The following is a 23,902-nucleotide window of genomic DNA, read 5'->3' on the forward strand; positions in this document are numbered from 1 at the left end:
TCAATGGATTGAGCGAGCCGGCCCGGCGTCAGGTCAAGAACTAACTAGTCGGCTCGAACGCCTCCGCGATGATCTCCGCCTGCTCCACCGCGTGCACCTTGCTCGACCCCGAGGACGGGGCCGACATCGCGCGGCGGGAGATGCGGCGCAGTCGGGTGTTGGCGAAGCGGGGTGGGAGGGTTTCGGGGAGGTTGAGGCCGAAGAAGGGCCAGGCGCCCTGGTTGGCCGGTTCTTCCTGGACCCAGGCCAGGTCGGTGGCGTTGGGGTAGCCCTCGAGGGCCTCGTTGAGGCGGCGGACGGGCAGCGGGTAGAGCTGCTCGATCCGGACGATGGCGACGTCTTCGCGCTTCTGCTTGGCCTTTTCGGCGGCGAGTTCGTAGTAGAGCTTGCCGCTGGTCATCAGGACGCGCTTGACCTTGCTGCGGTCGCCGATGCCCTGCTCGTAGCCCGGTTCGTCGAAGACCGAGCGGAACTTGCTCTCGGTGAAGTCCTTGAGGTCGGAGACGACGGCCTTGTTGCGCAGCATCGACTTCGGGGTGAAGACGATCAGCGGGCGGCGGATGCCGTCGAGTGCGTGGCGGCGCAGCAGGTGGAAGTAGTTGGCCGGGGTGGACGGCACCGCGACGGTCATCGAGCCTTCCGCGCACAGTTGCAGGAAGCGTTCGATGCGGCCGGAGGTGTGGTCCGGGCCCTGGCCCTCGTGGCCGTGCGGCAGCAGCAGCACGACGTCGGAGAGCTGGCCCCACTTGGCCTCACCGGAGGAGATGAACTCGTCGATGATCGACTGCGCGCCGTTGACGAAGTCACCGAACTGCGCCTCCCACAACACCAGCGCGTTGGGGTTGCCCAGCGAGTAGCCGTATTCGAAACCGACGGCGGCGTATTCGCTCAGCGCCGAGTCGTGCACGGCGAACCAGCCCGGGTTCTCGCTGCCGATGTTGTGCAGCGGGGTGTACTCCTCGGCGGTCTTGCGGTCGATGATCACCGCGTGGCGCTGGGTGAACGTGCCGCGGCGGGAGTCCTGACCGGTCAGGCGCACCGCACGACCCTCGTCGATCAGCGTGCCGAAGGCGAGCAGCTCGGCGAAGGCCCAGTCGACCTTGCCCTCGTAGGCCATCTCGCGGCGCTTCTCCAGCACCGGCTTGACGCGCGGGTGCACGTTGAAGCCGTCGGGCACGTTGATGAACGCGTCGCCGATGCGCTGCAGGATCGACTTGTCCACGGCCGTCACGACGGATGCGGGCACCGGCTGGTCGCCCTCGACCGACTCGCTCGGCTCCGGCGAGTACTTCTCCAGCTCGCGGACCTCGTTGAACACCCGCTCCAGCTGGCCCTGGTAGTCGCGCAGGGCGTCCTCGGCCTCTTTCAGCGAGATGTCGCCGCGGCCGATCAGGCTCTCGGTGTACGCCTTGCGGACCGAGCGCTTGGTGTCGATGACGTCGTACATGTACGGCTGGGTCATCGACGGGTCGTCGCCCTCGTTGTGGCCGCGACGGCGGTAGCAGATCATGTCGATGACGACGTCCTTGCGGAACTTCTGCCGGAAGTCGACCGCCAGGCGGGCCACCCAGTCGCACGCCTCCGGGTCGTCGCCGTTGACGTGGAAGATCGGCGCGCCGATGAACTTCGCGATGTCGGTGGAGTACTCGGTGGAGCGGCTGTTCTCCGGAGCGGTGGTGAAGCCGATCTGGTTGTTCACCACGATGTGGATGGTGCCGCCGACCCGGTAGCCGCGCAGACCCGACAGGTTCAGCGTCTCGGCGACCACGCCCTGACCGGCGAACGCGGCGTCACCGTGCAGCATCAGCGGCACGACCGAGAAGCCCTCCGGGCCGTCGCCCTTGTCCAGCAGGTCCTGCTTGGCGCGCGCCAGGCCCTCGAGGACCGGGTCGACCGCCTCCAGGTGCGAGGGGTTCGCGGTGAGCGAGACCTCGATCTCGTTGTCGCCGAACATCTGCAGGTAGGTGCCCTGCGCGCCGAGGTGGTACTTCACGTCGCCGGAGCCGTGGGTGGCGGCCGGGTTCATGTTGCCCTCGAACTCGGTGAAGATCTTCGAGTAGGGCTTGCCCACGATGTTGGCCAGCACGTTGAGCCTGCCGCGGTGCGGCATGCCGATGATGACCTCGTCGAGGCTGTGCTCGGCGCACTGGTCGATCACCGCGTCCATCATCGGGATGACGGCCTCGGCGCCCTCCAGCGAGAAGCGCTTCTGCCCGACGTACTTGGTCTGCAGGAAGGTCTCGAACGCCTCGGCCGCGTTCAGCCGGTTCAGGATGTACTTCTGCTGCGCGACCGTCGGCTTCGCGTGCTTCTGCTCGACCCGATCCTGGATCCACTGCAACTGCTCGGGCTCGAGGATGTGGGTGTACTCCACGCCGACATGGCGGACGTAGGCGTCGCGCAGGACGGACAGCACGTCGCGCAGCTTCATCTGGTCCTGGCCGTGGAAGCCCGCCACGTTGAACGTGCGGTCCAGGTCCCACAGGGTCAGGCCGTGCTGGGTGACGTCCAGGTCCGGGTGGCTGCGGAACTTGTCCTTCACCAGCCGCAGGGGATCGGTGTCGGCCATCAGGTGGCCGCGGTTGCGGTAGGCGGCGATCATCTCCAGCACGCGGGCGCTCTTGTCGACAGCGCGCTCGCGGATGTCCTTGCGCCAGCGGATCGGCTCGTACGGCACGCCGAGACCGTGGAAGATCTCGTCGTAGAACTCGTCGGCGATCAGCAGCTGGTGGATGGTGCGCAGGAAGTCACCGGACTCCGCGCCCTGGATGATGCGGTGGTCGTAGGTGGAGGTGAGGGTCATCAGCTTGCCGACGCCCAGATCGGCGATGCGCTCGTCGCTCATGCCCTGGAACTCGGCGGGGTACTCCATCGCGCCCGCGCCGATGATCGCGCCCTGGCCGTTCATCAGGCGGGGCACCGAGTGCACGGTGCCGATGGTGCCCGGGTTGGTCAGCGAGATGGTGACGCCGGAGAAGTCCTCCGCGGTGAGCTTGCCGTCGCGGGCGCGGCGGACGATGTCCTCGTAGGCGGTGTGGAACTGCCCGAAGGTCATCGCCTCGCAGCCCTTGATGGCCGCGACGACCAGCGATCGGCTGCCGTCCTTGCCGGGCAGGTCGATGGCGAGGCCGAGGTTGGTGTGCGCGGGGGTGACCGCGTTCGGCTTGCCGTCGATCTCGGCGTAGTGCCGGTTCATGTTCGGGAACGCTTTGACCGCCTGCACGATGGCGTAACCGAGCAGGTGGGTGAAGGAGATCTTCCCGCCCCTGGTGCGGGCGAGGTGGTTGTTGATGACCAAGCGGTTGTCGATCATCAACTTGGCCGGGATGGCGCGCACGCTCGTCGCGGTGGGGATGCTCAGCGAGGCGGACATGTTCTTCGCCACCGCGGCGGCGGCGCCGCGCAGCACCTTGGACTCGTCGGCGGCGGTGTCGGCCTGCTTCGGGCCGGAGGTCGGCGCGGCGTTCGAAGTCGGCGCCGGGGTGGTCTGCGGTGTGCGTGTTGTCACAGCGGCGGGCTTGGCAGCGGCCGGTGCGGGCTTGGCGGCAGCCGGTGCGGGCTTGGCGGCGGCCGGGGCGGGCGCTTTCGGGGCCGCGGGGGCGGCGGCAGGCTTGGCGTCGTTGCGCGTGGCGGCGGCGGGCTTGGTGGCCGCCGGAGCCGGTGCGGGAGCGGCAGCTTGCGCGGTCGCGGGGGCAGGCTGGCTGTTGCCGGTGTCGCCACTCGCGTCAGGCGTGTAGTCGGCCAGGAACTCGTGCCAGCTCTCGTCGACCGATGATGGATCTTGTTTGAACTTCTGATACATCTCGTCGACTAGCCACTGGTTCTGTCCGAACTGGGATGTTGAGCTGCTCACAGCAGGTGTTCGCCTCATTTCGTTCTTCGCGCTGCGACGTTTGTGACGTGCCCGGCACGGGGATCAGCGGATTGCGCGCCGATGCGCCCTATCTGAGGATAGGCCCAGCAGCAAATCGGCCGATTCACTGACCACCCGACACCCCCGACCCTATTGGTGATGACCCGGCGTCACCCGAGAATATTCCCTCCGACGCCTGTGCCGCTGCCCAGAGCCGGGCATATGGCCCACCTGCGGCGAGCAGCTCCGTATGCTCGCCGAATTCCACGATCCGCCCGTGGTCGACCACCGCGATCCGGTCGGCGCGCGCGGCGGTGCCGAGCCGGTGCGCGACGATCACCGTGGTGCGGTCCCGGCTCAGCGATCTGCTCGCTGCCAGCACCGATGCCTCGGTGTCCGGGTCGAGCGTCGCGGTGGCCTCGTCGAGCAGCAGCAAGTCCGGAGCGACCAGTTCGGCACGGGCCAGCGCGATCAGCTGCCGCTGCCCGGCCGACAGGCCCCGGCCGCGCTCGCCGACGGGTTGTTGCATGCCGAGCGGGAGGCCGGCGATCATGTCCGTCGCGCCCACCGCCGCAGCCGCCGCGGCGATCTCGTCGGGGGTCGCGAATGGTTTCCCGAATGCAATGTTGCTCGCCACGTCGCCGGTGAACAGGTGAGCTTCTTGGGGGACGATGCCCAGCCGCGAGCGGTAGTCGGCGAGGCGATAGTCGCGCACGTCGACGCCGTCCACCCTGATCGCGCCGGGAGCTGCGGCGGGCACTCGCGTGCGCTCGCCGGAATCCGGGCGCAGGTCGTACAGCCGCGCGAGCAACTTGACGACGGTCGACTTGCCCGCGCCGGTCGGGCCGACGAGAGCGAGGCTGGAACCCGCCGGAATGCGCAGCGACACACCGTCCAGCGCGGGAACGCGACTTCCCGGGTAGTGGAAACGGACGTCGTCGAACGCCACGTCACCCCGCAGCGCGGGTCCGATGGTCACCGGGTCGGCCGGGTCGGCGGCGATCGAGGAGGGGGTGCGCAGCAGGTCACCGATCCGGCGCAGCCCGACCCTGGCCTGCTGGTAATTGTCGAAGACCTGGGACAGCTGCAGGATCGGCACGAACAGCAGCTCCAGATACAGCACGAACGCGACCAGTGTGCCCGCGCTGGTCGCACCGGTGGCGACCTCGCGCGCACCGAAGAACACCACCGCCGCCAGCGCCACGTCCGCCCATCCGACGACGAACGCGAAGTACAGCGCGATCGCCCGCTGCGCCCGCAACCGGCTGTTGCGGTAGCGCTGCGAGTACTCGGCGAAGCGGCGGGCGGCGCGCGGCTCGTGCCGGTTCGCCTGCACCGCGCGCAAGCCCGTGACGTTCTCCTGGAAGTCGGCGTTGACCGCCGACACGTGCTCGCGCGACACGGTGTAGGCGGCGGAGGACACCCGCCGGAACAGCGCCGTCGCTATCGCGAGGGCGGGCACCGTCGCCAGCACGACCAGAGCCAGCGATACGTCGATGACCAGCAGCGCGACCGTGATGCCGACCAGCGTCAGCAGCCCGACCAGACTGGTGGCCACGCCGGTCTGCAGGAAGGTCGACAGCGCGTCGACGTCGGTGGTCATCCGCGTCATGATCCGCCCGGACAGTTCGCGCTCGTAGTAGTCCAGGCCGAGTCGTTGCAGGTGTGCGAAGCTGCGCACCCGCAGGGCGAACAGCACGCGTTCCCCGGTGCGCGCGGTGAGCAGCGTGGTGGCCGCGCCGACCGCCAACCCCGCCGCGGCCAGTACCGCGCCGAGCAGTGTCGCTCGGACGAGTGCTCCGGCGTCGTCGCCGAGCACGCCGCCGTCGATCGCGTAGCGCACCAGCGGCGGGAACGCGATGGCGATCGCCGCGTCCACGGCCAGCAGCGCCATCACGGTCAGCACCAGCCCGCGGACGGGACGCAGCAGGCGGGTGAGCCGGAAACCTGGATCCGGCTCGCGAATGCGTTCGCTGTCCGTGTCCGGCTGCTCGGTGGCAGGTGGCAGTCGCTCGATGGTCCGGCGCAGCTCGGGCGTCTCGCTGATGTCGGCCGCCGCCGCACCGAAGCGACGGCCGGCGGATCCGTCGCCGACTCGCCTGCCCGTGGCCGAACTCGCGTCCGGCTCGGGAGCGGGGTGCCCGGCGGGCGCGGGCAGCCGGATCACGCGATCGGCGTGGGCGAGCGTCGACTCCCGGTGCGCGAGGATGAGCGTGGTCCGTCCGCCCTGGTCGGGCAGCGCGTCGAAGATCGCCGCCTCGGTCACCGCGTCCACCGCGGAAGTGGCGTCGTCGAGCACCAGGATGCGCGGACGGGCCAGCAGCGTCCTGGCCAGCGCGATCCGCTGACGCTGGCCGCCGGAGAGGGTGAGGCCGCGCTCGCCGACCACCGTGTCGTAGCCGTCGGGTAGCTCGGCGATGAATTCGTCCGCCGCGGCCTGGACGGCCGCCTGCCTGATCTCCTCGTCGGTGGCGTCCGGTCGCCCGAGCGCGATATTGGCCGCGATGGTGTCGGAGAACAGGAACGGATCGTCGAAGACGACGCCGATGGCGGCGCGCAGGTCGGCAGCGCGCACGTCGGCGATGTCGACGGCCTCGCCGATTCGGGTCCCGGCGCGCGAAGTCGGGGTTTTGATCGCGTCGACCGCGCCCGCGTGCGGCGCGGTGGGATCGGTGAACAGCCGGATACGGCCCGCGTCCGGCGCGTAGAAGCGCGGAAGCAGCAGAGCGAGCGTCGACTTGCCCGAGCCCGCCGGACCGATGACCGCCACCGTCTCGCCGGGCCGCACGCGCAGATCCAGTTCGCGCAGCACCGGCCGCTCGGGATCGAAGCCGAAGCTCAGCGCATCGAGCTCGATGCCGAGCGGGCCGTCCGGCAGCTCGACCGGGCGTTCGGGATCGGCGATGACCGGGGCGGTGTCGATCACTTGGAAGACCCGCTCGGCCGCCGCCCTGGTGAGCTGCGCCATGACGATCACCGAGGAGAGAATGCGCGCGGTGCCGGTCATGACGGCGACGTAGGCGGCGAACGCGACGAAGGTGCCGATGCCGATGCTGCCGTGCAGCGCGAGCAGTCCGCCGAGCGCGATGACCGCGACCATCCCGAGCTGCGGGATCGCCGCGACGGTCGGCGCGAAGCGCGCGTCGATCCGTGCGGCGCGCATCCGCTCCGCGAACAGCTTGCGACCGTGCCGCTCCAGCAGGTCGACCATCCGCGCTTCTTGGCCGAAGCCTTTGACCACCCGTACCCCGGTGACCGTCTCCTCGACGTGCTGGGCCAGATCGGCGGCACGCTGCTGCGCGGACCAGGTCGCCGCGTGCAGGCGCGGCCGCATGCGGTAGACCACCAGGCCGACCGCGGGCACCACGAGCAACGCGACGGCGGCCAGCGGCGGGGAGAGCCAGAGCATGACCGCGGCGGCGAGCCCGAATTCCAGCAGCGCCATGCCCGACAGCGGCACCATGGCCAGCAGTCCTTGGACGAGCTGCAGATCGGTGATCGATCGCGACACCACTTGGCCGGTGCGCAGGGTGTCCTGACCGACGCCGTCGAGCCGCTGCAGTGCGCCGAGCAGCTGCACCCGCAGGGTGTGCTGCACGTCCAAGGACAGCCGCCCGGCCAGCCAGCGCCGTCCGAATCCGGCCCCGGACCGGCTCACGGCCACTACCAGGATCAGCCCGGCGACCACGCTGATCGCGGCCGTGTCACCGATCCCGGCCGCGTCGACGGCCCGCTTGGTCAGCAGCGGCCCCGCTGTCTCGACGATCGCCCCGCCGAGCACCGCGGCGGCGAGGCCGCCCAGCACCGCGCGGTGCGGTAGGCATTCGGCCCACAGCCTCCGTATCCAGCCCGGACTGCATCCCCCGTCCACGTCGTTCGCCCGTCCCCTTCGTCGTACCGCGTTCGTCATCGACGGTACCGACACCGGCCGACAAGTCGTTGTTCCCGGCGGGTCCTCGGATCACAGATCGCGGGTGCGCAGATTCCACCAGCTCGCGGCGCCCAGGCCGATGGTCCACAGCAGCAGGACCACCACGGCGGCCGGAGTAGGTGCGAGGAAGTCGCTGTCGGGATAGGAACCGACCGCCACGGTGCCGACGGTGGCGGAGACGGGCAGCAGGGTGACCACGCCCGGAATACCGAGACCGCGCGCGATCAGCCAGATCAAAGGCTCGGCGACGACACTCCAGCCGAGCAGCAGCGCCGCCGCCTTGGTCGAGGACCGCAGCAGGATGCCCGCGCTCGCGCCGATCAACGACCAGCAGACCGCGGCGAGCAGCCCGCCGCCGAGCACCGCGAAGAACTCCCCGGTGACCGGGACCTTGCCGCGCCCCACGCCGAACAGCGCGCCGGCCGACACCAGTTCCACCGCGACCGCCGCGGCCAGCGCGCAGCCTCCGATGACCAGGAACTTCGCGGCGGTGAGCCGGTCGCGGTCAGGGCTGAACAGCGTGGTCACGGCCATGCTGCGGTACTGGTACTCCGCGCCGGTCGCCAGCGCGCCGAAGACCGCCGCCGCCAGCACGACGAAGGCGAGGCCGAAGTAGAGCCCGATCGTCGCGGCGCCGGTGGCGGGCTGGCCGCGCGGATCCGGCGGCCCGGCCAGGCTCGCCGACGCGACGCTCGCCAGCAGCGCCACGACGATCGGCGCTGCGGCGAGCGTCCGGCCGCGCGGCATAGTGACGACCTTGCGCACCTCGGAGTTGACGTTCGGCACCAGGTCCGTGGGCAGGATGGCGATCATCGTGGGATCCCGTAGGGCGTCGGCGAGGGTGGCTGGGCGGGCGCGGAGAGGCCCGGGTAGTGCGGCGCGGGCGTGGCGGTGCGTCTGGTCAGCGACGCGAGCACGCGGTCGGGGTGGATCGGGTCGGGCACGATGCTATCGATCCGCACCTGCGCCGCGGTGGCCGCCGTCCTGATCTGCGCTTCGCTCGCCTCGGCGACGGCGAGGCGGCCGTCCGGCCGGATCACCGCGTCCGTGAATCCTTGTGCCGCAAGCGTGGTGGCCAGCGCGATGGGGGTGGACGCCGCGACGACCAGCCGGTCCGGATGCCCGCGCCGCAAGCGCGCCGGAGTGCCCTGGTACACCACCGCGCCCTCGCTCAGCACGACCAGTTGGTCCGCGGCGGGCAGCACCGCGCCGAGACTCTCGCTGGTCAGCAGGACACTGCCGCCGCGCCGGGCGTGCTTGCGCAGAAAGTCGTGCAGCCAGCCGCGTTCGGCGGGGTCGAGTCCGTCCATCGGTTCGTCCAGCACCAGCAGCGGGGGGTCGCCGAGCAGCGCGGTGGCCAGGGCCAGCCTGGTCTGCTGTCCGATCGACAGGGCGCCGATCTTCGTCCTGGCATGTTCGTCCAGTCCGACCAGCTCGAGCACTTCGGTCACCCGGCTGTCGACGACGTTCGCCGCCGCCGCGTAGACCCACAGGTGTTCGCGCGCGGTGCGGGCCGGATGCAGTCCGCGTGGCGCGAGGACGCCGCCGATCACGTTCGCGGAGCCCGCGGTGTTTCCCCGGGAACCGGGCCCGCCGACGGACGCCGTGCCCGAGGTGGGAGCGAGCAGGCCGAGCAGCACCCGCAAGACAGTGGTCTTGCCCGCGCCGCGCGGGCCCACCAGTGCGGCGATGGTGCCGGAGGGCACGGTGAAGCTGACGTCCGTCACGGCGGTCGCCAGCTCGTACTGCTTGGTCAGTCCCCGGACCGCGAACGCGATCGGCCGCGTCCCGCTCATCGCGGAGTGGCCGGAGGTCGCGGCTTCGCCGGGTCGATCGCGGTGAGCGGATCGGCCTCGATGACCAAATGGCGGTCGACCGGCCAGGTGGTGGGCGGCGGCCCGAATGCCTTGCGCGCGTTGGTGATCGTGGCCTTGCCGAGGGCGCGGTTGCCCGCGCCGCCGATCACCGCGCCGATGCCTGCGGGCAGTACCTTGCCCGCCATCAGCGCCGCGCGCTTGGTGATGAACCGGATGATGAACCGCTTCAGCAGCGAATCGTTCATGCTCGACAATCCGGGGATGCGGTTGGCGAAGGCCGAGCCCCAGTTCTTCGCGGAGGTGCCGACGCTCTTCTGCACGATCTGCATGCCGCTCTCACCCAGCACGACCGCCAGCACGAGCGCCCTGCGTTGCTCCTGGTCTTCCGGCGTGATGCCGTGCACCGAGGCCACCGCGAGGGTGAACACCGCCGACGCCTCCATGAAAAAGGTCGTCTCCGCGCTCACCGCGGCGATGGCCGCGACGGTGCCGACGCCGGGGAAGGCTGCGGTCGCGCCGACCGCGCTGCCGCTGCCGGTCACCGCGAGCAGGTACTGCTTCTCCAGTCGGTCGACGATCTGTGCTGGGCTCTCACCAGGGTGAGAGCGGCGAATGCGGTCCACGTACTTGGCGACCGCGGGGGCCTGCAGGCGGGACCCGGTGTCGAGCAGTTCGACCACCGTCTTCTCGAACGCGCCTTTGAGCATCGGCGGCATCCTCCTCTTCCGGTCTGCTGGGTAGAACTGTATGGCACCGGTTGCCGTCAGCTCGTCATGACAACGAAGTACCCAGCCGCATCGGTTCCACCGGCGGCTGCCTCGCTTTCGACCCGGGCGGGTGCGTCCTTACGCGGAAGCGTGGATCGCGGGCACGCGTTCGCCCGATGCCGGAGGGGGAGGTGGGGTTCCTTCGCCGAACGGCCTGCCGCCGAGAGCTTCTCGGCCGTGCGGGGTCAGCCAGTTCGCCAGGTCGGGGCCCTTGGGGATGATCCCGGTCGGGTTGATGTCCCGGTGCACCACGTAGTAATGCCGCTTGATCTGCCCGAAGTCGATCGTGTCGCCGAAGCCCGGGGTCTGGAACAGGTCGCGCGTGTACGCCCACAGCACCGGCATCTCGGCGAGCTTGGTCCGGTTGCACTTGAAGTGCCCGTGGTAGACCGCGTCGAAGCGGGCCAGCGTGGTGAACAGCCGGACGTCGGCCTCGGTGATCGTGTCGCCGACCAGATACCGTTGTGCGGCAAGGCGTTCGGAGAGCCAGTCCAGCCGCGCGAAGAGCCGGTCGTAGGCGGCGTCGTAGGCGTCCTGCGTACCGGCGAATCCGCAGCGGTAGACGCCGTTGTTGACGTCGCGGAACACGGCGAGATTCACCTCGTCGATCTCCGCGCGCAGCGGCTCCGGGTACAGCTGCGGCGCGCCGGGCCGGTGGTGCGCGGTCCACTCGGTGGAGAAGTCGAGGGTGATCTGCGCGTAGTCGTTGGTGACCACCTGGCCGGTCGGCACGTCCACGATGGCGGGCACCGTGATGCCACGCGGGTAGTCCGGGAACCTGGCCAGGTAGGCGTCGCGCAGCCGCGGGATGCCGAGCACCGGATCGACACCACCGGGATCCAGATCGAAGGTCCAGCTCAGCTTGTCGTGCGTGGGTCCGCACAAGCCGAGCGAGAGCACCGGCTCCAGTCCGAGCAGGCGGCGCACGATCAGCGTTCGATTGGCCCACGGGCAGGCTCGCGCCGCGACGAGCCGGTAGCGCCCCGGCTCGACCGGGTAACCGTCGCGGCCGTCGGCCGTGATCCGGGTGGTGATGTAGTTCGTGTCGCGTTTGAACTCGCCGGGCTCGACGTAGGAACCGGTTTTGCTGGCCGACTTGGTCACATCGACAGTCTTCCAGATCGACCTCGTACGCTGACCGGATGAGTGAAACGAAGGCCACCCGTCTGGAACGAGACGTCACCGACGGCGGAGCGGAGGTGGCGACCCTCACGCTCGCCCATCCGCCGCTCAACCTCTTCGACCGGTCGATGCTGGACGCGCTGGTCGAGGACATCGCCGAGCTGTCGGCGCGGCCGCCGCGCGCGGTGCTGCTGCGCGCCGAGGGCAAAGTGGTCTCCGGCGGCGTCGACGTGCACGTCTTCGACGGCCTGACGCCCGAGCAGGGCGCCGAGTTGTGGCGCACCCTGTTCGCGCAGATCATCCATCCGCTGGAGGCGCTGCCGTGCCCGGTGGTGTTCGCCGCGCACGGGTTGACCCTGACCGCCGCCTTCGAGATCGCCCTCGCCTGCGACATCCTGCTCGCGGCGCCGAAGGCGAAGTTCGGACTGGTGGAGATCGTGGTCGGGCTGACCCCGTCGATGGGCGGCCCGCAGCGTCTCGCCGAGCGCGCGGGCTCGGGGCGGGCCCGCGAGTTCGTGATGACCGGCGACCTCTACGACGCGGCGACCATGGCCGAGTGGGGCGTGGTCAACGCCGTGCACGAAGACCTCGACACCGCGGCGCGAGCGCTGACCCACCGGCTGGCCGATGGCCCGACGAAAGCCAACGCGGCCACCAAGAAGATCATCGAGGCCTGGCGTTCCGGCGGTGTGGCACATGCGGATTCGGTGACGCCGGAGGTGTCCGGCGAGCTGTTCGGCACCGAGGATCTGCAGGGCGGTGTGCGCAGCTTCCTCGAGCAGGGCCCGGGGAAGGCGCGCTACGCGGGCCGGTGACAGCTAGGACACGTTCATCGCCTATTCCAGCGAAGTTGTGACATGCGTCATATAGTCGCAGTGCCTGATAACTCGAGGCACGCGGAGGACGAATGTCGCAGTTGCTCGTCGAATATCCCCTCACCGGCCCGCACGTCTGGGACAACCCGCTAGCTCGGGGCGCCGACGGGGTGCTGCGCTACGGAAACCTCACACCCGCGCTCACCGAACTACTCGATCTTCAGGTGCACGCGTTCGGGAGCCGCGAAGCCGTGGTGGAGGTCGGCGGCCCGCGCCTGACCTACCGGGAGCTGTGGCACTCCGCTTCCCGCATCGCGGGCGGCTTGCAGGAGCACGGCATCGGATACGGGGACCGAGTCGCCGTCCACCTGCCCACCGGCGCTCGATGGGTGCAGGCATTCCTCGGCGCACTGCTCAGCGGAGCGGTACCGGTACTGGTGCACGACGGGCTCCCGGAGTCGGTGGCCGAGCGCGTGATCGCCGACAGCCGTGCCGATTTCGTGCTCGGCGGCAAGGGCGCCGAGACCGAGCTGCCCGACGGCGCCGCCTACATCGATGACGGCGCGGCACTGGGCGACCTGGCGCTGCTGTGCTACACGAGCGGAACGTGCACGCCCAAGGGTGTGGAACTGACCAACGAGAACCTGCTGTCGGCCGTGCGTTCGGTGGTCGCGGCGCTGGACCTGCCGACCGACGGCCTGCGCAACCTGGTGCTGTTGCCGTTGGCGCACGCGGGCGGCTGTGTCGATCAGCTGTTGCCGACCTTCGCCGTCGGCGGCACCGTGGTGCTCACCCGGGACACCCGAGGCATGGCCGAAGCCGTCACCGCCGAGCGCGTCGACATGGTCTCCGCGACGCCGCGGATCTTCGCGGGCCTGCTGCCCCGGCTCGCGGAACTGCGCTCCGACGGATTGCGCACCGAGGGCATCGCGCGGATCAGTAAAGCCGGTCATCGCGCCGCGTCTCCGGCCGCCCTCGCGGCCGAACTGCGCGGCGTGTTCCCCGCCGCCCGGCAGTGGTCGGTGTGGGGCGCGACCGAGACCAGCGGTATCGGCCTCGCGGTGGACGACGCCGAGCGAGCGGACTCGTCCGAAGCCGCCGCGGTACTCGGTTTCCCGTTCGGCGGAACGGAATTGGCGCTGTGGGGCCCGCGGGCGACGGCGGGGCACGGCGAACTGCTGTGCCGCGGGCCGAATGTCACCCCGCGCTACTGGGACGACCCGACCACGACCGCGGCCCGGTTCACCGGAACCTGGTTCCACACCGGCGATCAGGTGACGATCGACGAAGACGGCTTGGTGCGCAGGGAACCGGTGCCCGTCGAGTGACCCTGTCTCACTCCAGCATTCGCTCGCGCAGCCGCCCGAGCAGGTCGGGCGTCAGTCCGATCGTCGCGAGATAGCCGTCCAGGCCGCCGTGCAACTCGCGCATCGAGGCGGTGGCGATGTCCAGGTATTCCTCCCGCACGCCGAGCAGGTCGATGGAGAGTTCCTCACCGCTGAGCAGCTTCGCCGTCATGAGCGCGCGCAGCGCCGGGACCGCGCCGTTGCTGAGCAGGTAGTCGGCCTGCACGTCGGTCTCTGTGACGCCGACCGCGCGCAGCAGCGTGGCGACGGCCCACCCGGTGCGATCCTTGCCCGCCGCGCAGTGCACCAGCACGGCGCCGTCGCCGCGCAGGACGGACTCGGCGAGGGACGCGATGGCGGCATGCGCCTCGGGAAGTGCCGGGAACATCCGGTAGACCTCGAGCATGTGCGTGTAGGCGGTCTGCGCGGTCGCCTCGTGTGGCGGCGCCTCGGCCATGCGCGAGTCGAACGGGGTGATGCTCAGCCGGACGTCCGCGGGCAGCCGGTCGGCGCCGATGTGGTCGATCTCACGCTGTCCGCGCAGGTCGTGGACGGCGCTGACGCCCAGGTCGCGCAGCGCGGCGTGGCCCGCGTCGTCGAGTCCGCTCAGTTGCGCCGAGCGCAGCAGGACGCCGGGACGGACCTTGGCGCCGTCGTCGGTGCGCAGCCCGCCGGTGTCGCGGAAATTGAACGTGCCGGAGAGGAAGTACTGGTCGGCGGGGGGCGAGAGAGTCACCGATCCAGGCTATCCGCAGCGCGGAACGAACTGGTGTCGGTAGTGGATCGAACCTCCCACGATAAGCTGACCGTTTTGAGAGGTTACACTGTGGGATTCGCCACAGGATTTGGGCTGCTCGGCACCAGGACCGTACCGTTGTCAACGGTCTGCCGAGTGGCCGAGCGCCGCCGAGATCCACCGTCATAGCGCGATTTCCGGGTGACACGGCCTGATCGCATACCGATCGCGGTTGGGTAACAAAACATTCTTTCAGTCTGAAATTACCCATCGAACCCGTTCTCAAACCCCGGAAACGCTCTACCATTGGTGAATGTTGGACCGGGCAGCCCAGGTGTTTCCCGATGTTGCCCGCCCTGTTCAGCGAGTCGCGCCGACGAGGTGCGTGAGTTCTTTCGCCGAGAGGGAGTCGTCGTTGAGCGCACGTGGAGAAGTGATAACAGAAATCCGGCTACGACCCGCCGTCATCGAGGCGGTCGAAGCGGCGGCGGCCACGGTCGACTACAAAGGTCTCCGCGCGCTGCGCGTGCTGCTGCACGCGGGAGTCAGCGCCTACTGGCCGCTGGTCAAGGCCACACCGGAGAAGCAGATCAGGTCGTATGAGATGACCCTGCAGGCGCTGCGCGCCCGCTGGGCGGTCAAGGCCGACTGCTTCCCCGATCCGATCGCCACGGAGTTCTACCAGGAGAAGGACGCGGAAGTCACCGCGTTCCTGGAGATGTGTGCCGAGTTGTCCGGAACCCAGTGGCTGGAGCCGGTGGAGGCGATCGCCTGCAATGTCGTGTCGATCGTGCAGGGCACGGTGCTGCGCTGGCTGTCCGACTGCAACGACGAGACCATGCTGGTGGTGCTCGACGAGATGGTCAGCGGGCTGGCCGCCAAGGCCGCGGAGCTCTGACAAATACTGGACGTTTGACCAACTTGGTGGTTGAGTTGTCCGGGTGACCGAGACGTCGCCGATCGCGGGGCTGCATGCGGCCACCGCCGAACTCGACCCGCCGCTGGCCGCCCTCGACCTGTCCACCCTGCGCGCGAACGCCGCCGATCTGGTGCGGCGAGCCGGTGGCACACCGGTGCGGGTGGCCAGCAAATCCGTGCGCTGCCGTGCCGTGCTCGCCGAAGTCCTCGGCGCCGATCTCACCGCGGCGGGCGGCTTCGCGGGCATCATGTCCTATTCCTTGCGCGAGGCGCTCTGGCTCGTGCGCCACGGGGCGCGCGATGTCCTGCTCGGCTATCCGAGCGTGGACCGCGCCGCGCTGGCCGAACTGGCGGCCGACGACATCGCGCTGCGCTCCATCACGCTGATGATCGACGATGCCGCGCAACTCGACCTGATCCGCGCCGCCGTCGGCTCCGATCGCGTGCGGCCACGTGTCTGCCTCGACGTGGACGCCTCCCTGCGGATCGGCCCGCTGCACCTGGGCGTGCGGCGTTCCCCTGTTCACACGCCGCAGCAAGCGGCCACGCTCGCGGGCGAGGCCCGGCGGCGCGGCTTCGACGTGGTGGGCGTGATGACGTACGAGGCGCAGATCGCGGGGCTCCCGGACGCCAATCTCGCTGTGCGCCTTGTGAAGCGGGCGTCCGCGGCGGAGATCCGCAAGCGCAGGGCCGAGGTGCTCGCCGCGGTCCGGTCGGTGACCGGCGAACTCGAGATCGTCAACAGCGGCGGCAGCGGATCCATCGAGGTCAGCGTCGCCGATCCGGACGTCACCGAGGTGACCGCCGGGTCCGGGCTGTACGTGCCGACGTTGTTCGACGGCTACCGGTCCTTCACGCCGAGACCGTCGCTGTATTTCGCGATGCCCGTGCTGCGGCGTCCCGCCACCGACATCGCCACCGTCTTCGCGGGCGGGTACATCGCCTCCGGCCCCACAGGGCGGTCGCGGGTGCCCAAACCGGTGTGGCCGCGCGGGTTGAAGTTGATCGGCACCGAGGGCGCTGGCGAAGTGCAGACCCCGCTGTCCGGCGCCGCGGAACTGCGGATCGGCGACCGGGTGTGGTTCCGGCACGCGAAGGCCGGTGAACTGTGCGAGCGATTCGACACCGTGCATGTGGTCGACGAGGACGGCTCCCGCGTCAGCGCGCCGACCTATCGGGGCGAGGGCGCCTGCTTCGGCTGACCCGCGCCGGTCAGCCGAAGGAACGCGCCCAGATCGGCGAGTTCGTCCGGGTTCGCGGGCAGGTATTCGGTGAGCAGCGGTGAGCGGATGACGATCGCCTTCCACATGGCCCGGCACAGCGCGTGGATCAGCCCGCGCGACAGCAGCGACGGCATGCCGTAGGGCGCGTCGGTGGGGGAGGAGGTGGTCATGGACAGCAGCACCACCGCCGCCTCCCGGCCGCGGAAGCGATCCGGCGTGCCCACCAGGACGTCCTCGATCTTCGCGCGGGCCAGCAGCGTCCGGATGCGTCCCACCTGAGCGGCGTACGGAGCGACCACGAAGATGTCGTGGGGATGCAGCCTGCGCGTGGTCGCGCCGCTGGTCCATGACATGCCGAGCAGCGCGCGGACCCGGCGCACCACTTCGCGCGCTTCCGCGGGCGACTCGGTGGCGTTGCCGTAGTGGTCCACCAGGACGGTGTCCACCCCGGGGTCCTCGCCGTGCAGTTTCCGGGCCAGGGTGACCGTCTCGTTGGCGCGCAGGCGGCCGTCGTAGTACAGGCGGGAGACGGGTTCGCACACCGCCGGGTGCATCCGCCAGGTGCGGTCCAAGAAGTAGCCGCGCTCGGTGGGCAAGGTCTGGCGTCCGTCCGCCAGCCAGCCGAGCACCGATTCGCCGACCGGGGCCGGATGGGCGCCGCGCGCGGTGGACGCCACCGGGTCGCCGAGCAGCAACAGATTGCGCGCGCACTCCGCGACGGACACCGTCTCGGCCAGGGGGAAGCGGCCCGCGTCGGCGATCACGAGCAGGTCGAGGCCCGCGCGGGGCACCAGATCCTCGTTCGCGAAATCGGCCGGTTCGCCGCCGAGGACGCAGCCGCTGATCGCGTTGTCCAGGAATCGCGGGTAGCGGGCGGCGTCGATCACCACCCACTCAGGTGCGACGGTCGCCGCGTCCTTCTTGGCGACCAGTTCCGGCAGCACACCCGCCCGCACCACCGCGTCGAGCAGGTTCTCCACGGTGGCGGGTGTTTGCGCGAGGATGCCGATCCGCCACTTGTTCCGAGTGATCAGCCGCTCCAGCACCCGGGCCGCGGTCGCGGTCTTCCCGGTGCCCGACGGACCCTGCACCGCGACGTAGGAGTGATCCAGAGCGCACAGCGCGGCGGTGATCGCCGCGGCGTAGTCGCCGTGCACCTCGGGCAACCGGACGTCGCCGTGCAGCCGGGGCGGGCGGCGCGCGAGGATGTCGAACACGGCCGTACGCGGCGTTTCCGGCAAGGTCATCAGCAATTGCTGCGCCGCGAGTTCGATCGCCAGTTCGGCGTTCTCATCCCAGTCCGGCAGGCCCGGCGCGATCGCTGAGGGCAGTTCGTCGTAGGGTTCGCAGCCCTCCGGCAGCGATTCCTCCAGCCGGACGGTGTCGTCGAATTCGGCGTCCACCGAGCAGCCGAGCACCGTCGCGGTAGCGGTCGCCCGCTGCCCCGCATCGGTCACCATGCCGGCCGGCATCGGTTGATCGTAGAAGGTGTAGACGGCGGTACCCGGGGTCAGCGCGCTCGGGCCGGGGGCGCCGCTGGAACCGGTGCCGATCCGTCCGGTCAAGGTGAGATAGCGCCGCATCCCCGGGCGGTCGGGGCGGCGATGCCACTTGGTGTCGACGGTGCCCCAGTCGGCGACCAGCACTCCCGGGGCCTGCGCCCATTCCTCCACCGGATGACTGAGCCGGTCGGCGTGCGCCCACCACAGCGGCTGCCGCTCGCGCCGGTGGTAGCCGAGCGTCGCGGCCATCAACGCGGCCGGATGCAGCGGATCGCCCTGCGCTGCGGCGTATTCCGCGAGCGCGGCCTCCAGCGACGACGGCCGGGACGACGGCGGCGCGGGCTCGCCGGCGACCGCTGAGGTGGACCGTGTGTCCGGAGTCCGGGTCCGGGTGGCGATGCGTTGCTCGGCCGCGCGATCGAGCAGCCAGTCACGCAACCGCAGCACCGTGTGGCAATCGTGTTCCACGGCAGCCGGATCGGTCGTACCGGGAAGCAGTCGGCGCAGGCCGCCGAGCCGGTAGGAGGACTCGCCGACGAGCAGCGCGCCGCGGACGATCGGATACAGATCGACCAGAACGCCCTCGCGCAGCAGTTCGTCTACCAGTTCCTCGTTGACCCCGTGCCGTCCGGTGCAGCGCAGCAGTGCCGTCCGCACCGCCGCGGAGTAGTGGTAGACGTGCAGGTCCGGATCGATCCGGCGGCGCTGGGTCAGGTAATCGAGCACCTGCTCGAGCACGCGGCGTTCGGCGGCCGCGGCGCGGCCGGGCTCGCTCGAACCGCTCGGTCCGCGCAACGAGAGGTGCACCGTGTCCGGGCCGCCGACCTCGACGACGAGCGGAGTCCGTCCGCCCCCCGAGACGGTGAGCGAGAGATCGCCGGGGGAAGGCGCTGGCAGCGCCCCGAGCACGGTCGCGTCGAGCACCGCGTAGGTCGGCTCGCCCGAAACTTCGCGGCGCAGCTGGGTTTCCGCCTGGCGGCGCAGCGCGGAAACGGTGCGCGGCGGCACGCCGGGCACCGAGCTCTCGGTGGTGGCCAGCCGATCGATGGTGTTCACCCCCGCTTCGCGCAGCCGGGCGCGAGCGGCGGGCGGCATGCCGGCCACGAGCAGCAGGTCGCGCGCGGCGGAGAGGGCATCGACGCAGGTGCGGCAGCGGCCGCAGGCGAGATAACGAGGATCGCCCCACTGCACGGGCAGCAGTTCGCCGAGCTTCTCGTCCACGATGCGCTCCACCCGGCTCCTGCGCGCCCGATACAGCGGAAGCAGTTCGCTCAGCGCTCCGGCGCTGCTCTCCGTGCCGAGATGCAGCCGGACCAGCGGTGCGGTGAGCGCGCCCGAATGGTCGAGTGCCTCGGCGCAGGCGGCCAGTTCGAGCGCGGCGGCCACCCGATCGGCGGTCGTGGACGCGATGCCGTGCACGGTGTAGCGGACCCGATGTTCGGCTCGCACCAGAAAGTCGGCGGAGCAATGGAATCGGCCGTCGAAGAAGGTCGCGCCGTGCACCACGTGCGCGCCGGAGCGCAGGGCGGCGACCGTGTCGGCGTGCGCGGCGGTCAACGCCGCGACATGGCGGCCGGGTTCGCCCGGTTCGTCCGGGGGGCGGTCGATCTCGACCACCGCGCCACCGAACCGCGCGCGGTAGTCGTCGAATAGGCGTCGACGGACGTCATCGGTTCCCGGAGCGGGTTCGTACCCCGATACGACGCTGCCGGGGTCGGCCGGGATGGTGCCGAGTTCGGCGTCGAGGGCGCGCAGCAGGGCGAACTCGCAGTGCGCCGCGCGGACGAAATCGACGGCGGTGCAGACGACACGATCACCGAACACGAACAAACGCGGCCCTCCTGTGTCTTCGCGGGACACCCGCTGCAGGCGTGCGCCGAATTACACACGGACCGCAACACTGTAGCTAGCGCGTCTGACCTCGACGTACCCTGCCCGGCTCAGGAACGCGGCTTACGGCGCTCCGGCCGCTTGCCGCCCTCGCGCTCCCGGCGCTGGCCGCGGCTGAACGTGCGATGCTGCGGCGCACCCTGATCCAGTTGCAGCTGAATGAGCACGCCACTGATCCGTGTGCGCCGCAACGCTTCCAGCGTTTCATCCGGCAGCTGCGCGGGCAGTTCCACCAGGCTGTGGTCGGGGCGGATGCTGATGTGCCCGAAGTCGCTGCGGCGCAGGCCGCCTTCGTTGGCGATGGCGCCGACGATGGCGCCGGGCACCACGCGATGCCGCTTGCCCACACTGATCCGGTAGGTCGCCAGCTCGGTTCCGGTGGCACGGTGGTGCGAGGCGCTCTGCCGGTCCTCGTCGAAGCGGCGAGCGGGACGTTCGCGCGGAGTCCGGTCGCGTTGCGGGCGCTCCACCGGCTCCGGCTCGGGCTCCATGAAGAAGTTGTCGCCGTCGTAGGAGCCCACCGCCAGCGCCGCGGCGATGTCGGCCAGCGGGATGTTGTGCTCGCGCTCGTAATCCTCGATCAGCTTGCGGAACAGCGGGAGATTCGACGAGGTGAGGTTCTCGGTGATGGCGTCGCCGAACTTGGCGACGCGCTGGGCGTTGACGTCCTCCACGCTCGGCAGCTGCATCTCGGTGAGCGGGTGGCGGGTGGCCCGCTCGATCGACTTGAGCAGATGCCGCTCGCGCGGCGCGACGAACAGCAGCGCCTCGCCGCTGCGCCCGGCCCGGCCGGTGCGGCCGATGCGGTGCACGTAGGACTCGGTGTCGTGCGGGATGTCGTAGTTGACCACGTGCGAGATGCGGTCCACGTCCAGCCCGCGCGCGGCCACGTCGGTGGCGACCAGGATGTCCAGGGCGCCGGACTTGAGCTGGCCGATGGTGCGCTCGCGCTGGTTCTGCGCGATGTCGCCGTTGATCGCGGCGGCGGAAAAGCCTCTGGCGCGCAGCTTCTCGGCGAGTTCCTCGGTGGCCTGCTTGGTGCGGACGAAGATGATCATCGCCTCGAACGACTCGACCTCGAGCACCCGGGTGAGCGCGTCCAGTTTGCGCTGGTGCGACACCAGCACCCAGCGCTGGGTGATGTTGGTGGCCGTCGAGGTCTTCGCCTTGACCGTGATCTCCACCGGATCGTGCAGGTACTGCTTGGAGATCTTGCGGATCGCGGCTGGCATGGTCGCGGAGAACAGCGCCACCTGCTTGTCCGACGGAGTGTCGGCGAGGATGCGCTCGACGTCCTCCTGGAAGCCCATCTTCAGCATCTCGTCGGCCTCGTCGAGCACCAGATACTGCAGCTGCGACAGGTCGAGCGTGCCCTTCTCCAGGTGATCGATCACCCGGCCCGGCGTGCCGACCACGACGTGCGCGCCGCGGCGCAACCCCGACAGCTGCACGCCGTAGCTCTGCCCGCCGTAGATGGGCAGCACGTGCAGGCCGGGAATGTGCGCGGCGTAGCGGCCGAACGCCTCGGCGACCTGGATCGCGAGTTCACGGGTCGGCGCGAGCACGAGGGCACGGGGGCTGCGACCGGTGGCCTCGAGCCCCATCAAGATCGGGATGGCGAACGCGGCCGTCTTGCCGGTGCCGGTCTGCGCGAGACCGACGACGTCGGCGCCGGAGAGCAACGGCGGAATCGTCGCGGCCTGGATCGGCGAGGGCGATTCGTAACCGACATCGGCGATGGCCGCCAGAATGCGGTCATCGATGCCCAGATCGGCGAAGGACGGGCCGTCAATGTCCCTGTCGTCGTCGCCAGGAACGCTGTCGACCTGATTGGTGCTCATTGACCAGGAGTTTACTGCCTCCTGCTGGTCGTCCCGGCCACCGCCCCAATACGGTGAGACCTATGCAACTGGACAACTCGCCCGCGCATCGGGACGCGACGCCGGATCAGCTGGACGTGGCGGTCGTCCAGTTCGCCCCTTCGACCGCCCCCGCGGAGAACCTCGCCGCGGTGCGCGAACACGTGCGCACGGCGCGCGAACGGGGCGCGCGCGTGGTCGTCGCACCGGAATACTCGATGTTCGCCGTGACCCGGCTCGATGAGCGGGTCGTCGCCGTCGCCGAGCCGCTGACCGGCCCGTTCGTCACCGGCCTCGGCGCGATCGCCCGCGAGTTCGGCGTGTTCCTGGTCGCCGGGACGGTGGAACAGGTCGCGCCAGGCGGCGACCGCATTCGCAACACTCTCGTCGTGCTCGGGCCCGACGGCTCCCTCGTCACCAGGTACCGGAAGGTGCACCTCTACGACGCCTTCGGCCACCTCGAATCCGATGTGGTCGAGCCGGGCGCGATCGAGGCGCCCGCCACCTTCACCGTCGGCGATATCACATTCGGCATGCAGACCTGTTTCGATCTGCGTTTCCCGGAGGGCGTGCGCCGGGTCGCCGCGGCGGGCGCGCAGGTGCTGCTGCTGCCTGCCCAGTGGATCCCGGGACCGGGCAAGGTCGACCAGTGGAGCACGCTGGTGCGGGCGCGGGCGATCGAGAACACCGTCTACGTCGCGGCCGCCGACCAGGCCGCTCCCCGGGGCGCGGGCGCGTCCATGATCGTGGACCCGGCCGGCGCGGTGCTCGCCGAACTCGGCGACGAACCGGGCGTGCTGACCGCCGGAATCGACCTGGCGTACCTGAGCAAGGTGCGCACGGCGAACCCGAGTCTCGCCTTGCGTCGATTCGCGATCACCGAGCGTGGACCGGAGTAGCGTTCGGAATCGATGGTCTACACCGATCGGACCTCGGCCGGTCACGCGCTGGGTGCGCATCTGGAACACCTACGCGCGTCGGACCCGTTGGTGCTCGGGCTGCCGCGCGGTGGGGTTCCGGTGGCCGCCGCGGTGCGTGCGGTGATCGGCGGTGACCTCGACATCCTGCTGGTCCGCAAGCTGGGTGTGCCGTGGCAGCCCGAGCTGGCGCTGGGCGCCATCGGGGAGGACGGGGTCAGGGTGCTCAATCAGGACGTATTGGCGCACACCGGGATAACGCCCAAGAAGGTCGACTCGATCGAGGCGCGGGAGCGGGCCGAGCTGGAGCGGCGCAGGCAGGTGCTGCGCGGTGCGTCGCGGCCGATCCCGCTGACGGGTCGCACGGTGGTGATCGTCGACGACGGTATGGCGACCGGCGCCACGGTCGTGGCCGCCTGCCGGGTCGCGCGCCTGCACCGGCCCGCGCGCGTCGTCGCCGCCGTTCCCGTCTCCTCGACCGAGGCGATGCGCCGGGTCACCGACGAGGCCGACGAGGCGGTCTGCCCGTGGGTGCCGCGCTCGCTCGGCGGCGTCGGCGGCGCGTACCGCGATTTCCACCAGCTCGAGGACGCGGAGGTCACCGCGCTGCTGTGCTGATCAGACCTCGGTGATGCCCGTACGGTGGCGCTGCGCCAGGTCCGCGTAGAAGCCCGGGTTCAGCCGCACCCACATCTGCGCCTGGGTGCCTTCGATCGGCCGTTTCACCTCGGCGGGGGAACCGGCGGCGAGCACGCCGTCGGGGATCTCCGCCCCCGGTGGCACCAGCGAGTGGGCGGCGATCATGCTGCCCGCCCCGATCTTGGCCAGGTCCAGCACCGTGGTCCCGTTGCCGACGATGGCCTCGGCGCCGACCGCGGCGCCGTGGAACACCACGCTGTGCGCGATCGTCGCGCCGGGCCCGATCTCCATCGGCACATCCGGCGGCACGTGCAGCACCGCGTTGTCCTGGATGTTGGCGCGTTCCCGGATGACGATCGGCGCCAGGTCCGCGCGCAGCACCGCGCCGTACCAGATCGAGGCGCCCGCCTCGACCCGGACGTCGCCGATCAGGGTCGCCGTCGGCGCGACGAACGCGGTCGGGTCGACCTGCGGACGTTTGCCTTCGAATTCGTAGAGTGGCACTCGAACACCGTAAATGGTCCCGTGGCGCCAACCGGAGCGGTGTCGGGCATCCGCCGCGTGGCT

General features: G+C 70.3%; 16 protein-coding genes. 6 read left to right on the plus strand and 10 right to left on the minus strand.

Annotated elements, in window-relative coordinates; translation table 11 throughout:
- Window positions 1–40: 40 nt before the first annotated feature.
- The 6 genes from ACFV2O_RS30055 to ACFV2O_RS30080 all read right to left on the minus strand — a co-directional run bounded on the left by ACFV2O_RS30055 (window position 41) and on the right by ACFV2O_RS30080 (window position 11,472).
- Entirely contained in the window at window positions 41–3,871 is a 3,831-nt protein-coding gene (locus tag ACFV2O_RS30055; RefSeq protein ID WP_379254831.1) for a multifunctional oxoglutarate decarboxylase/oxoglutarate dehydrogenase thiamine pyrophosphate-binding subunit/dihydrolipoyllysine-residue succinyltransferase subunit, read from the minus strand.
- 106 nt (window positions 3,872–3,977) lie between these two features.
- Window positions 3,978–7,763: an ABC transporter ATP-binding protein gene (locus ACFV2O_RS30060; protein ID WP_379254832.1), complete on the minus strand. Its 3,786-nt coding sequence runs from the start codon at window positions 7,761–7,763 to the stop codon at window positions 3,978–3,980.
- A gap of 51 nt (window positions 7,764–7,814) precedes the next feature.
- Entirely contained in the window at window positions 7,815–8,597 is a 783-nt protein-coding gene (locus ACFV2O_RS30065) for an ABC transporter permease (RefSeq protein ID WP_379254833.1), read from the minus strand.
- Window positions 8,594–9,580, minus strand: a complete 987-nt coding sequence (locus tag ACFV2O_RS30070) for an ABC transporter ATP-binding protein (protein ID WP_379254834.1) — start codon at window positions 9,578–9,580, stop codon at window positions 8,594–8,596. The genes ACFV2O_RS30065 and ACFV2O_RS30070 overlap by 4 nt, the downstream gene beginning before the upstream one ends.
- Window positions 9,577–10,308, minus strand: coding sequence for a hypothetical protein (locus ACFV2O_RS30075; RefSeq protein WP_355077290.1), 732 nt, complete (start codon window positions 10,306–10,308; stop codon window positions 9,577–9,579). Before ACFV2O_RS30075 ends, ACFV2O_RS30070 begins: the two co-directional genes overlap by 4 nt.
- Window positions 10,309–10,446: 138 nt before the next feature.
- The gene (locus ACFV2O_RS30080; RefSeq protein ID WP_379254835.1) at window positions 10,447–11,472 is read right to left on the minus strand and encodes a glutathione S-transferase family protein; all 1,026 of its coding nucleotides are present in this window, start codon (window positions 11,470–11,472) and stop codon (window positions 10,447–10,449) included.
- Window positions 11,473–11,510: 38 nt separating this feature from the next.
- Here ACFV2O_RS30080 and ACFV2O_RS30085 point away from each other — a divergent pair, with 38 nt between their 5' ends.
- Window positions 11,511–12,305 carry an enoyl-CoA hydratase/isomerase family protein gene (locus tag ACFV2O_RS30085; protein WP_355077286.1) on the plus strand — a complete coding sequence of 265 codons (795 nt, stop codon included), beginning with the start codon at window positions 11,511–11,513 and terminating at the stop codon, window positions 12,303–12,305.
- Window positions 12,306–12,397: 92 nt separating this feature from the next.
- Window positions 12,398–13,633: a class I adenylate-forming enzyme family protein gene (locus tag ACFV2O_RS30090; RefSeq protein WP_379254837.1), complete on the plus strand. Its 1,236-nt coding sequence runs from the start codon at window positions 12,398–12,400 to the stop codon at window positions 13,631–13,633.
- 7 nt (window positions 13,634–13,640) lie between these two features.
- On the opposite strand, the gene ACFV2O_RS30095 is transcribed toward ACFV2O_RS30090, so the two are convergent.
- Complete coding sequence (locus ACFV2O_RS30095; RefSeq protein WP_379254838.1) at window positions 13,641–14,387, minus strand: tyrosine-protein phosphatase; 747 nt, start codon at window positions 14,385–14,387, stop codon at window positions 13,641–13,643.
- A gap of 415 nt (window positions 14,388–14,802) precedes the next feature.
- Here ACFV2O_RS30095 and ACFV2O_RS30100 point away from each other — a divergent pair, with 415 nt between their 5' ends.
- Complete coding sequence (locus tag ACFV2O_RS30100; RefSeq protein ID WP_379254839.1) at window positions 14,803–15,285, plus strand: TetR family transcriptional regulator; 483 nt, start codon at window positions 14,803–14,805, stop codon at window positions 15,283–15,285.
- A gap of 43 nt (window positions 15,286–15,328) precedes the next feature.
- Window positions 15,329–16,507: an amino acid deaminase/aldolase gene (locus ACFV2O_RS30105; RefSeq protein WP_379254840.1), complete on the plus strand. Its 1,179-nt coding sequence runs from the start codon at window positions 15,329–15,331 to the stop codon at window positions 16,505–16,507.
- Here the strand turns inward: ACFV2O_RS30105 and ACFV2O_RS30110 are convergent.
- The gene (locus tag ACFV2O_RS30110; protein ID WP_379254842.1) at window positions 16,477–19,854 is read right to left on the minus strand and encodes an AAA domain-containing protein; all 3,378 of its coding nucleotides are present in this window, start codon (window positions 19,852–19,854) and stop codon (window positions 16,477–16,479) included. The genes ACFV2O_RS30105 and ACFV2O_RS30110 overlap by 31 nt on opposite strands.
- Before the next feature lie 116 nt (window positions 19,855–19,970).
- Window positions 19,971–21,761, minus strand: a complete 1,791-nt coding sequence (locus ACFV2O_RS30115) for a DEAD/DEAH box helicase (RefSeq protein WP_379254843.1) — start codon at window positions 21,759–21,761, stop codon at window positions 19,971–19,973.
- Window positions 21,762–21,823: 62 nt separating this feature from the next.
- Between ACFV2O_RS30115 and ACFV2O_RS30120 the strand changes: the two genes are divergently transcribed.
- Together ACFV2O_RS30120 and ACFV2O_RS30125 are read left to right on the plus strand one after the other, a co-directional pair.
- Window positions 21,824–22,678 carry a carbon-nitrogen hydrolase family protein gene (locus tag ACFV2O_RS30120; RefSeq protein ID WP_379254844.1) on the plus strand — a complete coding sequence of 285 codons (855 nt, stop codon included), beginning with the start codon at window positions 21,824–21,826 and terminating at the stop codon, window positions 22,676–22,678.
- 12 nt (window positions 22,679–22,690) lie between these two features.
- A complete protein-coding gene (locus ACFV2O_RS30125) occupies window positions 22,691–23,314 on the plus strand; it encodes a phosphoribosyltransferase family protein (RefSeq protein ID WP_355077273.1) in 624 nt (207 codons plus the stop codon).
- Here the strand turns inward: ACFV2O_RS30125 and ACFV2O_RS30130 are convergent, their stop codons facing one another.
- Entirely contained in the window at window positions 23,315–23,839 is a 525-nt protein-coding gene (locus tag ACFV2O_RS30130; protein ID WP_356967238.1) for a gamma carbonic anhydrase family protein, read from the minus strand.
- Between the last annotated feature and the right edge of the window lie 63 nt (window positions 23,840–23,902).

Origin of the sequence: Nocardia sp. NPDC059691 (assembly GCF_042733915.1) — a bacterium.
GTDB lineage: Bacteria > Actinomycetota > Actinomycetes > Mycobacteriales > Mycobacteriaceae > Nocardia > Nocardia sichangensis.

What these genes read in the sequence shown, in the direction of transcription:
- ACFV2O_RS30070 (WP_379254834.1), bottom strand. Translation starts at nt 9,580, where the DNA reads ATGAGCGGGACGCGGCCGATCGCGTTCGCGGTCCGGGGACTGACCAAG.
- ACFV2O_RS30065 (WP_379254833.1), bottom strand. Translation starts at nt 8,597, where the DNA reads ATGATCGCCATCCTGCCCACGGACCTGGTGCCGAACGTCAACTCCGAG.
- ACFV2O_RS30060 (WP_379254832.1), bottom strand. Translation starts at nt 7,763, where the DNA reads ATGACGAACGCGGTACGACGAAGGGGACGGGCGAACGACGTGGACGGG.
- ACFV2O_RS30120 (WP_379254844.1), top strand. Translation starts at nt 21,824, where the DNA reads ATGCAACTGGACAACTCGCCCGCGCATCGGGACGCGACGCCGGATCAG.
- ACFV2O_RS30125 (WP_355077273.1), top strand. Translation starts at nt 22,691, where the DNA reads ATGGTCTACACCGATCGGACCTCGGCCGGTCACGCGCTGGGTGCGCAT.
- ACFV2O_RS30115 (WP_379254843.1), bottom strand. Translation starts at nt 21,761, where the DNA reads ATGAGCACCAATCAGGTCGACAGCGTTCCTGGCGACGACGACAGGGAC.
- ACFV2O_RS30090 (WP_379254837.1), top strand. Translation starts at nt 12,398, where the DNA reads ATGTCGCAGTTGCTCGTCGAATATCCCCTCACCGGCCCGCACGTCTGG.
- ACFV2O_RS30075 (WP_355077290.1), bottom strand. Translation starts at nt 10,308, where the DNA reads ATGCTCAAAGGCGCGTTCGAGAAGACGGTGGTCGAACTGCTCGACACC.
- ACFV2O_RS30085 (WP_355077286.1), top strand. Translation starts at nt 11,511, where the DNA reads ATGAGTGAAACGAAGGCCACCCGTCTGGAACGAGACGTCACCGACGGC.
- ACFV2O_RS30055 (WP_379254831.1), bottom strand. Translation starts at nt 3,871, where the DNA reads ATGAGGCGAACACCTGCTGTGAGCAGCTCAACATCCCAGTTCGGACAG.